Below are 11,501 nucleotides of genomic sequence, written 5' to 3' on the forward strand. Positions count from 1 at the left end.
GCCCGCCCCCTTTTTACGCTCCTCAGTAACCCAGTGACAAGCCCGTGTTGCGGCGTGGATCGTTGGCGCCGTAGAAACGGTTTTTGCCGACCGGCTTACCGCCCAGGGAAGGTGCACCCACCAGAATCGCGGCGATGTGGTTGGCGTCCTGCGGACCGGCGAACTTGTGACCCCAGCTCTCGAGGAGCTTCTTCGTGTCGGGGCTGGCGGCGAAGTCTTCGAGGTTGGTTTCCTCCGGCATCCACTGCTGGTGGAAGCGTGGCGCATCGACCGCTTCCTGCAGGCCCATGCCGTAGTCGATGACGTTGAGCATGGTCAGCAAAGTCGCCGTGATAATACGGCTGCCGCCCGGTGTACCGACCACCATCACCACTTTGCCATCCTTGGTGACAATGGTCGGGCTCATCGACGACAGCGGTGCCTTGCCCGGAGCAATCGCATTGGCTTCGCCCTGCACCAGGCCGTACATGTTCGGCACACCGACCTTGGAGGTGAAGTCGTCCATTTCATCGTTGAGAATCACCCCGGTCTTGCTCGCCATCACGCCCGCGCCGAACCAGTCATTGAGGGTGTAAGTGACCGACACCGCATTGCCCCACTTGTCGACGATCGAGTAGTGAGTGGTGTTGCTGCCTTCATGGGGGGCTACGCCGGGTTTGAGTTCAGCCGACACGCCGGCCTTTTGCGGCTGGATGGCGTCGCGCAGTTTGGTCGCGTAGTTCTTGTCCAGCAGATGCTCAATCGGATTTTTGACGAAATCCGGATCGCCCAGGTAGCTGTTGCGATCAACATAGGCGTGGCGCATGGCTTCGATCTGATAATGCATGCCCTGGGCCGAATGGAAGCCCAGATCCTTCATCGGATAGCCTTCGAGGATGTTCATGATCTGGCAGATCACTACCCCGCCAGAGCTTGGCGGCGGCGCCGAGACCACGTGATAACCACGGTAGTCGCATTCCACCGGAGCCAGTTCGCGGGTCTTGTATTTATCGAGGTCAGCCTGGGTGATGATGCCTTTGTTGGCCTGGCTGGAGGTGACGATGGCGTCGGCAACCCAGCCTTTATAGAAGCCGTCGGCGCCTTTTTCGGAAATGGTCCGCAGGGTTTTGCCGAGATCCTTCTGCACCAGTTTCTGCCCGACCTGCATCGGCTCGCCGTTATGCAGGAAGATCGAACCGGAGTCGCGCATGTCCTTCTTGAACACGTCGGTGGCGTACTCCAGCAACTCGACGTCACCCTGCTCCAGCGCAAAACCGTCTTCCGCCAGTTTGATCGCCGGCGCAATCATTTCCTTGCGCGGTTTGGTCCCGTATTTGCTCAGCGCCAGCTCCATGCCGGACACGGTGCCCGGCACGCCCACCGCCAGGTGGCCACGGGTACTCAAGTCGGGAATGACGTTGCCTTCCTTGTCGAGGTACATGTTGGCAGTGGCCGCCAGTGGTGCTTTCTCACGAAAATCGAGGAAGGTCTTGCGCCCGTCTGCCAGTTGAATGGTCATGAAGCCGCCTCCGCCCAGGTTGCCTGCTGCGGGATAGACCACCGCCAGCGCGTAACCCACGGCGACCGCCGCATCGACGGCATTACCGCCACTTTTCAATACGTCGACGCCGACATGGGTGGCCAGATGTTGCGCGGTGACCACCATGCCGTTTTCTGCGGCAACCGGTGCCACCGACGCCGCGTGAGCCATGAGACAGCTGAGTGCCAGTGAGGTCGCTATCAGCGATTTGGCCAAAGGTTCGTACTTCATGAGTCGATCTCTTTTTTGTTTTCAGGGTCTGTGCAGAACAGAAGGGGGGAACGCTGCAAAAGCACCAAGCAGTATGGTCGGCTTTGCGTATTGCGCCTCCCCGATCAGGCAGTATGCTGGGCGCTGTTGCCGCCCTGCTCCGGAGTCTGCCGTCATGTCTTATACGTTCATCACCGTGCCATCGCCCGTCGGCGAGCTGAAGCTGGTCGCGAACGGCTCACGACTGGCGGCCATCCTCTGGGAAAACGATAAACCCGACCGCGTGCGCCTCGGGCCGATGAGCGAGGCACACGACAATCCGATCCTGATTCGAACGGCTCGACAACTTGAAGAATATTTTTCCGGGACGCGTGACTGTTTTGATCTGGAACTGGATTTCGCTGGCACCGATTTTCAGAAAAAGGTCTGGGCGGCGCTGCTGACCATTCCCTTCGGCCAGACGCGCACCTACAGCCAGATTGCCAGACAGATTGGCAATCCCGCTGCTGTGCGGGCAGTAGGCGCCGCCAACGGACGCAACCCGATTTCCATTGTGGCGCCTTGTCATCGGGTGATCGGCGCCTCGGGGAAGCTCACCGGGTTCGCCGGAGGGCTAGAGGCGAAAGAGCACTTGCTGACCCTGGAGGGTGGCGACTGGTCGACGGTTGGCAAAACCGGGGATTTGTTTTAGTCAGTTAACACAGATCAAGAGATCGCAGCCTTCGGCAGCTCCTACCCTGGAGTGCGTTTTCCTGTAGAAGCTGCCGAAGGCTGCGATCTTTTGATTTATCAGGTAAACACGTTATTCATCGCCGCATACTGCAACAGCATGATGGTCTTGGCGTCGCAGATCTCGCCGCGCTGAAACGCCGCCAGCGCTTCGTCGAAGCTCCACTCCAGCACTTCAAGTTCTTCAGTCTCTTCTTCCAGACCACCACCTTCGCTGACCTTCGATGCCGCGTCGTATTCGGCAATGAAAAAGTGCAGCTTCTCGGTCACTGAACCCGGACTCATGTAGGCCTCGAATACCTTCTTCACATCGTGCACGCGATAACCGGTTTCCTCTTCGGCTTCATCGCGAATCCGCTGCTCCGGCGCAGCGCCCTCGAGTAATCCGGCCGCCACCTCGATCAACAAACCATCATGACCATTGACGAATACCGGCAAACGAAACTGCCGGGTCAGTACCACCGTGCGCTGTTCACGATTAAACAACAAAATCGCTGCACCGTTGCCTCGATCATAGACTTCACGAGTCTGACGCTGCCACTCGCCGTTGTTGCGGTGATAGTCGAAGGTGATTTTCTTCAGCAGGTACCAGTCGTGGGACAACACCTGAGTGTCGACGATGCTGACCCGCTCGGCTGTGTTGGACATGACGCTTGATCCTGTTTCCTGAATAAGCCGCCATGGTCGAATAATTGCGCCAACAAAAAAAGCCCGGCAGCGCTACCGGGCTTCTTTATTTGCAACTAACGAGCGACGTGCGACAGCGAGTCATCGACATCCTGCTCGACTGAACGAACCCCGTGAATCAACGGCCCATAACGCCGGCTGAACTCCCAGTTGTACGGCACGCCATCCTTGCTGGTGCCGTTGTCCCAGTTTACCGACCAGGTCATCAGGCCTTTGATCGGCAGCCCTTTGATCGCCAGACGTTTGAGGACGTTACCGACCACGGTTTTGTCGATCACATAACCGGTTGCCGCCGCATCGTTGTTGGCCGGCAGGCCTATGACGAATTTGTCCGCCGCGATGCGGGTGAAACCGCGTGTGCCGGTTACCAGACTTTCGGTCAGGTAGTAGAGGAAATCCTCTTTCAACGCATCGTTGTTCTGCGCAATCCACGCGCCCGCGCCGTTGTTGGCTTCCTGCACCCAGACCCCGTCGCCACCCTGGTTGTAGAACTGCGGGGCGATGAAGTCGTAGTAGCCTTCCAGGGCCTGCAGGTAGCTAAGGTATTTGCCGGTGCTGGTCAGGTATGGAAACTCCGGGGCCATGCTGATGATGAAGTGCTTGCCTTGGCCTGCGTAGTGATCCTTGACCAGTTTCAGTGCGGCCGGCAGGACGGTCTTGTTGGCCGCGAAATCAATCGCGCTCTGTTCAAGATCAATATCCAGGCCGTCGAAGCCGTAGGTTTCCACCAGACGGATGATTTCATTGGCCAGCGGTTGTTCCTGACCGCTGCGCAACTCGATGTGCGCATCGGCGCCACCGAGGGAGATCAACACGGCCCGCCCTTGGCTGTTGAGCACGCCGACCTGACGGCGGAACTCGGCATCGGAAACGTTGAACGGCTTGAAGGTCGGAATCCCGCTGCCCTTCATAAAGGCCACCGCGACCACGTTGTACTCCTTGGGCACTTGCTCCAGCGACAGGCTGGCGAAGCGGCCCTGACGATAACCATCGCTCGGGCCTGCGGGCCAGTTGTGCCAGAAGCCCATGAGGATCTTTTTGCCGGCAATGCTCGGCATCAGCGAGGCGGCATCGCTCGCGGCGTTTTGCACTAAAGAGAAATCGATTTTTGACATGTTCTAATCCTTCAGAACGTGTGGGTTTGGCGACGCAGCGCCGTTATTTGAAGTCGACGTCGAAGGCCTGATAGAAAGCGTTGCCGGTGTTGGCGACGATCCACATCAGCACGATCACGTGATGGCCTTTTTTGTTGGCCGGCAGTTTCACCGCGTGATTGACCTTGGCCTTCAGCTCATTCGGGTAGCTGTAATACGGCACCTGAGTGTAGAAGTCCTCGAAGAACGGTTGGGCTTCCAGTTGCGCGCGGCTGATGCGTTGTTTCGGGTCCCAGCCATCCTTGGTGATCAGCCAGCGATAGCCGCGAGTGGTGTGCGGCGCGGTGTATTCCCACTTGATTTCGAGGGTTTGTCCCGGGGTGACATTGAGCAGCGGCCAGGTGAATGGACGACCGAGTTTCTTGCTCATTTCTTCATGGGTGAAGTTAACGCAGTCGCGGCCATCACTCTTACCACCGCTGAGAATGTAGCCGTCGGCCGGTGGCGTGACACTGTCCGAGTCGCTCTGGTATGGCGCCGGAAACGGCCCCGCTGCCAGCGCCGGGAAATTTTTCCCGCCTTCCATTTCATTGACCTGCCAGGCACCGAGCAGTCCTTGCTCAATGGCCACCGCACCGCGGCTGGCAGGAGAGATGACGCGACCATGTCGCAGTTGGGTTTGTGCTTGTGGTTGACTCATGTTTTTCACTCCGTTGATTTAAGAACTCTCCTTTCCGAGGAGAGGCCTTCAAGCTAACGGAGGCGAATTTTTTGTCCATCGGCGGTTTTGTCGCAGTCAGTGGGTGAAAGCCAGCAAAACACCGCAAATACTGGATGTATATACAGTCATTTACGATAACACCCACCCGAGATGACGCCAAAAGATTACACGCCGATGCTGCAAAAACTGCCATTCAGTACTCACGGCAACTGTGCCTTGAACTCCTTTTCGTACTGCCCGGCGAGTTGTACTTTCTGTTTCTCGTTGAGCAATTTGCCGGCCATCTGGAAGAACTTCTGCTCTTCTTCCTTCAAATGATGATGAACCTTGTCCGACAGCTTCTTCGCGGTTGCCAACCACGCGGGACTGGACATCTCGGTCTCGTCGAGTTCTTCCATCATCTCGTCCATTTCATGGTGTTCAGCGATGGCATGGCGGCTCAGATCGACACCCTCGTCTAGCTCCATCAACGGAATGTAGAAATGGCGTTCTTCGGCGGTTTCGTGGGCTTGGAGTTCGGCTTTGAGTTGTTTGTACGCCTCGACCCGCTCCGGGGTGTCGCCGCTGGTTTCGATCAGGGTTTTGGCGTAGCTACGCTGGCGCTCATGGCTTTCGCGAAGGGCTTCGAAAATATTCATGGGGGATCCTCATCAACCGCGTGCTGGAATGACGCTGTAAAAGCTAGACCCCGGCGCGTGAGCGGCAGTTCCACCGGGTTGAGAGGGGCTTGGAAGATCACCGCCGGGCAGGATAGGCTGCGGGTTCAAACCACAAGGAAGTCAGGCATGAACTTGCGCATCGAGTTGTCTCAACATTCCACAGAAGAAGAACGCCAAGCGATTCTCGCCCCCCTGCATGCCTATAACGTGGCCAAGGCCGGGATCGCGGTATCCGAACCGCTCACCCTGCTGGTGCGTGACGATCACGATCAGATTCTGGGTGGACTCTATGGCCGGCTGGTCTGCCAGTGGTTGTTCATCGATTTGCTGTCAGTGCCTGAAGCAGGCCGGGGCCAGGGTATTGGCTCGAAACTGATGCGCATGGCCGAAGAGCTGGCGCGGGAGAAAGGCTGCATCGGCGCATGGCTCGACACGTTCGACTTTCAGGCACCGGAGTTCTACAAGAAACTCGGGTACAGCCAGTTTGGTGAGATTGTCGATTATCCGCCGGGGCACAAGCGGCATTTTTTCCAGAAGCGACTTGTAGGTTGAATGTACCGACCCCTTCGCGAGCAGGCTCGCTCCCACATTTGGAATGCATTCCACGGTAGGATTGAGCCTGCTCCGGGCGGCGTTCCGACGATGCCGACAGCCACGTCAACGCATGATCAGAGGCAAGTCGCCAACGCGGCCAACCGGCGCTTGGCGACAAAATCATCCTTCTGCGCGTAGTAATTCAGCGTCGTACCCGATGCTTCGGTGAGCACATCGACAAAAGACTCTGCCGAACGGGTATACACCGTCGTACCGCCCGATTTACGCGGTTCCAGATACGCCGCCGCATCCACGCCAAACACCGCTTCGTCCTGCCAGCCGAACTGCACACAACGCGCCACGTCTTTTTCGGCTTTGTCCGACGTCAACACTTTGTACGGGGTTTTCGTGCGAGCATCGTCTATCACCGAGCCTGCGCAACCGGCCAGCAGTGTCGCGGCCAGCGCTACCATCAGAATTCGCATTGCATTCGCTCATTCAGAAAAAAGCGGACTGTATCATCGCAGCAGCAGGAATCGTTCTGCTTTACTGCATTTATAGCGCGACAGGCGCAGGCCGCTGCGGCAACCTAAGGTCATCAGCCTCACAAGGAAAACACATGGCGCCTACCGACCAGCGACATGAAAACGCCCTGAAAGTATTTCTCGAGGCGCGTCCCGAACTACGCGAATCCCTCGACCACCTCAACCCGTTACTGGCTCAGGCCAAAGGCGAAACTCAGGCGCAGTATCGTGAAGAGCGACTGCATGAAGCATTTGAGGCCGAAGCGGAAAGTCTCGGACTTTTTGCCTGGGAGTTGACCTTGCAACTGACGGCTGATTCGCCTGAGGAGTATCAGGCGCAGCGGTTGGAAGTACACCGTGAAGTCGCGGAAATGGCCGGGATGGGTTGGCCGGAGTATTGCGATCTGTATGGCATAGAACCATAACCGCCGCCCAAGGACACTTCTACCGATGCTGCCATCCGCCTCGACTCACCGCGCCAGCCCCGGGCATCTGCACACTCAGAAGTGGCGCGGGCGGATTGGTCTGGCGCTGGTGGCCAGCCTCTCGGTACTGGCCGGCATGACCGACGCCATCGGCTTTATGGCCAGCGGCGACTTCGTCTCGTTCATGAGCGGCAACACCACCCGACTTGCCGTGGCGATCAGCGATGGTGATATCGGGCTGACCCTGCGTTTGTTGATCCTCGTCGCCACTTTTATAGCCGGGAACGCCTTGGGCGTTATCGTTGCCCGTTTCGGTGGCCGCCGGGCGCTGCCGCTGCTGCTGTGTATCGCCACCCTGCTGTGTGCGGCGGCCGCCTGGCCATTCGACACCCAACTGCCGGCGCTGATGGCGGCGATCATTGCGATGGGCATGCTCAACGCGTCGGTTGAAGAGGTGAACGGCTTGCCGGTCGGACTGACTTACGTGACTGGCGCATTGTCGCGGTTCGGCCGTGGTTTGGGACGCTGGATGCTCGGCGAACGACGCAGCGGCTGGCGGGTGCAACTGGTGCCGTGGAGCGGGATGTTTATCGGCGCGATTCTGGGGGCGGTGCTGGAACACCACTTGGGACTCCAGGCGATGTTTGTCAGCGGTTTGCTGGCTGCAATCATCGGGCTGTTCTCCCTGAAAATCCCGCGCCGCTGGCAACTGGGCTACATGCCCCGCTAACGGACTCCTCAACCAACGCTCATGTAGGAGCTGTCGAGTGAAACGAGGCTGCGATCTTTTGATCTTGCTTTTAAAGATCAAGATCAAAAGATCGCAGCGTACCGCAGCTCCTACAGAGATCGTGTTTCGCTGCAAGCGCTGCGATCCTTTGCGGTCTGCAATGCTTTATCATGGCCGCAGTTTTGCTGATCGAGTCCGTCATGAAGTTCGCCATTGCGCTGTTTTCCGCCGCCCATGCGCCCTCCTCGCGCCGCGCCCTGCTGTTTGCACAAGCCGCGCTGGCCGGTGGGCATGAAATTGTCCGGCTGTTTTTCTATCAGGACGGCGTTTACAACGCTTCGGACGCGGTGGTCACGCCGCAGGACGAACTCGACCTGCCCAAACAATGGCGCACGTTCATCAGCGAACAGAAGCTGGACGGTGTGGTGTGCATCGCCGCCGCCCTGCGCCGTGGCGTGCTGGACGCTGAAGAAGCCAAGCGCTATCAGCGTGACGCCGTTTCCGTGAGCGCGCCGTGGGAATTGTCCGGCCTCGGTCAGTTGCATGACGCGGTACAAGACGCTGACCGCTTGATCTGCTTCGGAGGTGCGTGAGATGGCTAAATCCCTGTTGATCATCAGCCGTCAATCGCCATGGTCTGGCCCCGCGGCCCGCGAAGCGCTGGACATCGTGCTGGCCGGTGGCGCCTTCGATCTGCCCATTGGCTTGCTGTTTCTCGATGATGGCGTCTTACAACTCGCCGCCGGGCAGAGCGCCAAGGCCCTGCAACAGAAAGACTTGAGCGCTAACCTGCAAGCGCTACCGATGTTTGGTGTCGAAGAGTTGTTCTACTGCGCAGAGAGCGCCAGCACTCGTGGCCTCGGCACTCTGTCGCTGGACGAAGCGCAGCCGCTGGCCGCCGAGCAAATCACCGCCCTTATTGACCGTTACGACCAGGTGATCACCCTCTGATGTCGACTTTGCATGTGTTGTCTCATTCCCCGTTTGGCGACGATCGCCTGACCAGTTGCCTGCGCCTGATCGGCAGCGCTGATGCTGTGTTGCTGTCCGGCGACGCGGTCTATGCTCTGCAACCGGGCACCGCGCCGTTCTCCGCACTGCAAAGCCGCCAGATCAAATTGTTGATTCTGGCCGAAGATGCACAGGCTCGCGCCATCGAAGTCCCGGACTGGGCTGAGGCCATTGATTACCCGGCCTTCGTCGAGCTGTCGATCCATCACGACAAGGTCAACAGCTGGTTATGAATGCCATGACCGTCGGCGCCCGCGCCATCGAACTGGACAAGGACGGCTTTCTCGTCGACCTCAGCGACTGGTCTGCCGACGTTGCCAGCGCCCTCGCCGCTGCCGAAGAGATCGAGTTGACCGCCGAACACTGGGAAGTCCTCGAACTGCTGCGCAGCTTCTACGCCGAATTCCAGTTGTCCCCGGCGACCCGTCCGCTGATCAAGTACACCGCGTTGAAACTCGGCCCGGACAAAGGCAACAGCCTGCACCTGAACCGACTGTTCAAAGGCACCCCCGCCAAACTCGCCGCGAAACTGGCGGGCCTGCCCAAACCGACGAATTGCTTATGACCGACTTTCCAGCGCTGACCCTCGAAACGCCTGCCGAACACCCGTTCGCCCAATTCGTGCGCATTCTTGGCAAAGGCAAACGTGGCGCTCGCGACCTGACCCGCGAAGAGGCCCGCGAAGCCATGGGCATGGTCCTTGACGACAAGGTCGAGGACACCCAGCTCGGCGCGTTCCTAATGTTGCTGCGGCACAAGGAAGAAAGCGCCGAGGAGATGGCCGGCTTCACCGAAGCCCTGCGCGAGCGCTTGCAGGCGCCGGCGCTGAACGTCGATCTGGACTGGCCGACTTACGCTGGCAAGAAGCGTCATCTGCCGTGGTATCTGCTGGCAGCCAAGTGCCTGGCACAGAACGGCGTGCGCATTTTCATGCACGGCGGCGGCGCACACACCGCCGGGCGTCTGTACAGCGAGCAATTGCTTGGTGAATTGAACATTCCGCTGTGCCGCACTTGGCAGCAGGTCGGCACGGCGCTGGGTAACGGTGGCCTGGCCTTCATGCCGCTGGTGGACTGGGCGCCGCAATTGCAGAACATGATCGATTTGCGCAACACCTTGGGCCTACGCTCACCGATTCATTCCCTGGCGCGGATTCTCAATCCACTGGGCGCGCGTTGCGGCCTGCAAAGCATTTTCCATCCTGGGTATCAAGCCGTGCATCGCGATGCCAGTGGTTTGCTTGGCGACACGGCGATTGTGGTCAAAGGCGATGGCGGCGAAATCGAGATCAACCCGGATGCCGACAGCCACCTCTACGGCACCACCGGCGGCGAGAGCTGGGACGAGGAATGGCCGCAATTGTCGGCGCAACGCCACGTCAAACCGGCGACCCTGGACGTCGAACACCTGAAAGCCGTATGGCGTGGCGAGATGGTCGACAGTTACCCGCAAATGGCGTTGATTGCGACCATGGCGCTGGCCTTACGCGGCCTCGGTCAAAGCCGTGAGCAAGCCTTCGCAACCGCCGAGCACTACTGGGCCGCGCGGAACAAATCGATTTAACCGATCATTCGCGCCCGATCTTTGCGCTTTTTGTTCGAACTCATCGGAATAGACTCGACTCCAACGATTATTGGTTTACGGAGTCTTGATCATGGGTTTACTCGTCGATGGCCACTGGCAGGACAAGTGGTACGAAAGCAGCAAGGACGGCGCCTTCCAGCGCGAACAGGCCAAGCGCCGCAACTGGGTAACCGCCAACGGCGAACCCGGCCCCAGCGGTGAAGGCGGTTTTGCCGCGGAGGCCGGGCGCTATCACCTCTATGTTTCGCTCGCCTGTCCGTGGGCGCATCGCACGCTGATCCTGCGCAAACTCAAAGGGCTGGAGAGTCTCATCGACGTCTCGGTGGTCAGTTGGTTGATGCTGGAAAATGGCTGGACCTTCGACACGGCGCTCGGCTCAACCGGCGATAAGCTCGATGGTTTTGAATTCATGCATCAGCGCTATACCGCCGACACTGCCGATTACACCGGCCGCGTCACCGTGCCGGTGCTGTGGGACAAAAAGCTCAAGCGCATCGTCAGCAACGAATCAGCGGAGATCATCCGCATGTTCAACAGCGCGTTTGATGGTTTGACCGGCAATGATCTGGATCTCTACCCGGCGCCATTACGCGGCGAGATCGATGCGCTGAACGAGCGGATTTATCCGGCGGTGAACAACGGCGTGTATCGCGCAGGTTTTGCGACGTCGCAACAGGCTTATGAAGAAGCGTTCGATGAGGTGTTTGCCGAGCTGGATCAGTTGGACCGGCTGCTGGGTGCCAATTGCTACTTGTCGGGTGAGTACCTGACGGAAGCGGACATCCGTTTGTTCACCACGATGATTCGTTTTGACGCGGTGTACCACGGCCACTTCAAGTGCAACCTGCGGCGGATTGCCGATTACCCGAATCTGTCGAACTGGCTGCGTGAGCTGTATCAGTGGCCGGGGATCGCCGAGACGGTGGACTTCCAGCACATCAAGAACCACTACTACGGCAGTCACAAGACCATTAACCCGACAGGGGTTGTGCCGAAAGGGCCGGAGCAGGATTTCAACGTGGCCCATGATCGGGCGCGTTTGAGCGGCAAAGGGGTTTGGTACCGGGGCTGAGA

At 58.7% G+C, this 11,501-nt stretch carries 15 protein-coding genes and 1 pseudogene; 10 read left to right on the forward strand and 6 right to left on the reverse strand.

What is annotated here, in order from left to right; translation table 11 throughout:
* Positions 1 to 22: 22 nt before the first annotated feature.
* Positions 23 to 1,750, reverse strand: a complete 1,728-nt coding sequence (ggt, locus tag CKW26_RS07135; protein WP_093441230.1) for a gamma-glutamyltransferase — start codon at positions 1,748 to 1,750, stop codon at positions 23 to 25.
* Between the two features lie 154 nt (positions 1,751 to 1,904).
* Between ggt and CKW26_RS07140 the strand changes: the two genes are divergently transcribed.
* Positions 1,905 to 2,420, forward strand: coding sequence for a methylated-DNA--[protein]-cysteine S-methyltransferase (locus tag CKW26_RS07140; RefSeq protein WP_095048054.1), 516 nt, complete (start codon positions 1,905 to 1,907; stop codon positions 2,418 to 2,420).
* Positions 2,421 to 2,518: 98 nt separating this feature from the next.
* Here CKW26_RS07140 and CKW26_RS07145 read toward each other — a convergent pair whose 3' ends face one another.
* The 4 genes and pseudogenes from CKW26_RS07145 to CKW26_RS07160 all read right to left on the reverse strand — a co-directional run bounded on the left by CKW26_RS07145 (position 2,519) and on the right by CKW26_RS07160 (position 5,598).
* Positions 2,519 to 3,106, reverse strand: a complete 588-nt coding sequence (locus tag CKW26_RS07145) for an NUDIX domain-containing protein (protein WP_095048055.1) — start codon at positions 3,104 to 3,106, stop codon at positions 2,519 to 2,521.
* Positions 3,107 to 3,258: 152 nt separating this feature from the next.
* Positions 3,259 to 4,260 (reverse strand): annotated as a pseudogene (locus CKW26_RS07150) (chitinase); the annotation flags it as partial.
* 43 nt (positions 4,261 to 4,303) lie between these two features.
* Positions 4,304 to 4,939 carry a lytic polysaccharide monooxygenase auxiliary activity family 9 protein gene (locus CKW26_RS07155; protein WP_095048057.1) on the reverse strand — a complete coding sequence of 212 codons (636 nt, stop codon included), beginning with the start codon at positions 4,937 to 4,939 and terminating at the stop codon, positions 4,304 to 4,306.
* Between the two features lie 221 nt (positions 4,940 to 5,160).
* Positions 5,161 to 5,598, reverse strand: a complete 438-nt coding sequence (locus CKW26_RS07160; protein WP_093434348.1) for a hemerythrin domain-containing protein — start codon at positions 5,596 to 5,598, stop codon at positions 5,161 to 5,163.
* Between the two features lie 147 nt (positions 5,599 to 5,745).
* On the opposite strand from CKW26_RS07160, the gene CKW26_RS07165 reads away from it, so the two are divergent.
* Complete coding sequence (locus CKW26_RS07165; RefSeq protein ID WP_095048058.1) at positions 5,746 to 6,171, forward strand: N-acetyltransferase; 426 nt, start codon at positions 5,746 to 5,748, stop codon at positions 6,169 to 6,171.
* A gap of 116 nt (positions 6,172 to 6,287) precedes the next feature.
* Here the strand turns inward: CKW26_RS07165 and CKW26_RS07170 are convergent, their stop codons facing one another.
* On the reverse strand, positions 6,288 to 6,638 hold the full coding sequence (locus CKW26_RS07170; RefSeq protein WP_095048059.1) for a hypothetical protein: 351 nt from the start codon (positions 6,636 to 6,638) through the stop codon (positions 6,288 to 6,290).
* Positions 6,639 to 6,772: 134 nt separating this feature from the next.
* Here CKW26_RS07170 and CKW26_RS07175 point away from each other — a divergent pair, with 134 nt between their 5' ends.
* From CKW26_RS07175 to CKW26_RS07210, 8 genes are all read left to right on the forward strand, one after another.
* Complete coding sequence (locus CKW26_RS07175; protein ID WP_095048106.1) at positions 6,773 to 7,102, forward strand: DUF6388 family protein; 330 nt, start codon at positions 6,773 to 6,775, stop codon at positions 7,100 to 7,102.
* A gap of 25 nt (positions 7,103 to 7,127) precedes the next feature.
* Positions 7,128 to 7,832, forward strand: a complete 705-nt coding sequence (locus tag CKW26_RS07180; RefSeq protein ID WP_095048060.1) for a YoaK family protein — start codon at positions 7,128 to 7,130, stop codon at positions 7,830 to 7,832.
* A 200-nt stretch (positions 7,833 to 8,032) separates the two neighbouring features.
* On the forward strand, positions 8,033 to 8,425 hold the full coding sequence (tusD, locus tag CKW26_RS07185) for a sulfurtransferase complex subunit TusD (RefSeq protein ID WP_095048107.1): 393 nt from the start codon (positions 8,033 to 8,035) through the stop codon (positions 8,423 to 8,425).
* Between the two features lies 1 nt (position 8,426).
* Positions 8,427 to 8,783 carry a sulfurtransferase complex subunit TusC gene (tusC, locus tag CKW26_RS07190; RefSeq protein WP_095048061.1) on the forward strand — a complete coding sequence of 119 codons (357 nt, stop codon included), beginning with the start codon at positions 8,427 to 8,429 and terminating at the stop codon, positions 8,781 to 8,783.
* Positions 8,783 to 9,076 carry a sulfurtransferase complex subunit TusB gene (gene tusB, locus CKW26_RS07195; protein WP_095048062.1) on the forward strand — a complete coding sequence of 98 codons (294 nt, stop codon included), beginning with the start codon at positions 8,783 to 8,785 and terminating at the stop codon, positions 9,074 to 9,076. Before tusC ends, tusB begins: the two co-directional genes overlap by 1 nt.
* Positions 9,073 to 9,408 (forward strand): TusE/DsrC/DsvC family sulfur relay protein, encoded by a 336-nt coding sequence (locus CKW26_RS07200; RefSeq protein ID WP_095048063.1) that lies wholly within the window; start codon positions 9,073 to 9,075, stop codon positions 9,406 to 9,408. Before tusB ends, CKW26_RS07200 begins: the two co-directional genes overlap by 4 nt.
* A complete protein-coding gene (locus tag CKW26_RS07205) occupies positions 9,405 to 10,406 on the forward strand; it encodes a glycosyl transferase family protein (protein ID WP_095048064.1) in 1,002 nt (333 codons plus the stop codon). Before CKW26_RS07200 ends, CKW26_RS07205 begins: the two co-directional genes overlap by 4 nt.
* A gap of 91 nt (positions 10,407 to 10,497) precedes the next feature.
* Positions 10,498 to 11,499, forward strand: a complete 1,002-nt coding sequence (locus CKW26_RS07210; protein ID WP_095048065.1) for a glutathione S-transferase family protein — start codon at positions 10,498 to 10,500, stop codon at positions 11,497 to 11,499.
* Positions 11,500 to 11,501 lie beyond the last annotated feature (2 nt).

The organism is Pseudomonas sp. Irchel s3h9 (assembly GCF_900187475.1).
Lineage (GTDB): Bacteria > Pseudomonadota > Gammaproteobacteria > Pseudomonadales > Pseudomonadaceae > Aquipseudomonas > Aquipseudomonas neuropathica.

Excerpts from the sequence above, each read along its gene's own strand:
- ggt (WP_093441230.1), bottom strand. The coding sequence starts at position 1,750 with ATGAAGTACGAACCTTTGGCCAAATCGCTGATAGCGACCTCACTGGCA.
- CKW26_RS07140 (WP_095048054.1), top strand. The coding sequence starts at position 1,905 with ATGTCTTATACGTTCATCACCGTGCCATCGCCCGTCGGCGAGCTGAAG.
- CKW26_RS07145 (WP_095048055.1), bottom strand. The coding sequence starts at position 3,106 with ATGTCCAACACAGCCGAGCGGGTCAGCATCGTCGACACTCAGGTGTTG.
- CKW26_RS07155 (WP_095048057.1), bottom strand. The coding sequence starts at position 4,939 with ATGAGTCAACCACAAGCACAAACCCAACTGCGACATGGTCGCGTCATC.
- CKW26_RS07160 (WP_093434348.1), bottom strand. The coding sequence starts at position 5,598 with ATGAATATTTTCGAAGCCCTTCGCGAAAGCCATGAGCGCCAGCGTAGC.
- CKW26_RS07165 (WP_095048058.1), top strand. The coding sequence starts at position 5,746 with ATGAACTTGCGCATCGAGTTGTCTCAACATTCCACAGAAGAAGAACGC.
- CKW26_RS07170 (WP_095048059.1), bottom strand. The coding sequence starts at position 6,638 with ATGCGAATTCTGATGGTAGCGCTGGCCGCGACACTGCTGGCCGGTTGC.
- CKW26_RS07175 (WP_095048106.1), top strand. The coding sequence starts at position 6,773 with ATGGCGCCTACCGACCAGCGACATGAAAACGCCCTGAAAGTATTTCTC.
- CKW26_RS07180 (WP_095048060.1), top strand. The coding sequence starts at position 7,128 with ATGCTGCCATCCGCCTCGACTCACCGCGCCAGCCCCGGGCATCTGCAC.
- tusD (WP_095048107.1), top strand. The coding sequence starts at position 8,033 with ATGAAGTTCGCCATTGCGCTGTTTTCCGCCGCCCATGCGCCCTCCTCG.
- tusC (WP_095048061.1), top strand. The coding sequence starts at position 8,427 with ATGGCTAAATCCCTGTTGATCATCAGCCGTCAATCGCCATGGTCTGGC.
- tusB (WP_095048062.1), top strand. The coding sequence starts at position 8,783 with ATGTCGACTTTGCATGTGTTGTCTCATTCCCCGTTTGGCGACGATCGC.
- CKW26_RS07200 (WP_095048063.1), top strand. The coding sequence starts at position 9,073 with ATGAATGCCATGACCGTCGGCGCCCGCGCCATCGAACTGGACAAGGAC.
- CKW26_RS07205 (WP_095048064.1), top strand. The coding sequence starts at position 9,405 with ATGACCGACTTTCCAGCGCTGACCCTCGAAACGCCTGCCGAACACCCG.
- CKW26_RS07210 (WP_095048065.1), top strand. The coding sequence starts at position 10,498 with ATGGGTTTACTCGTCGATGGCCACTGGCAGGACAAGTGGTACGAAAGC.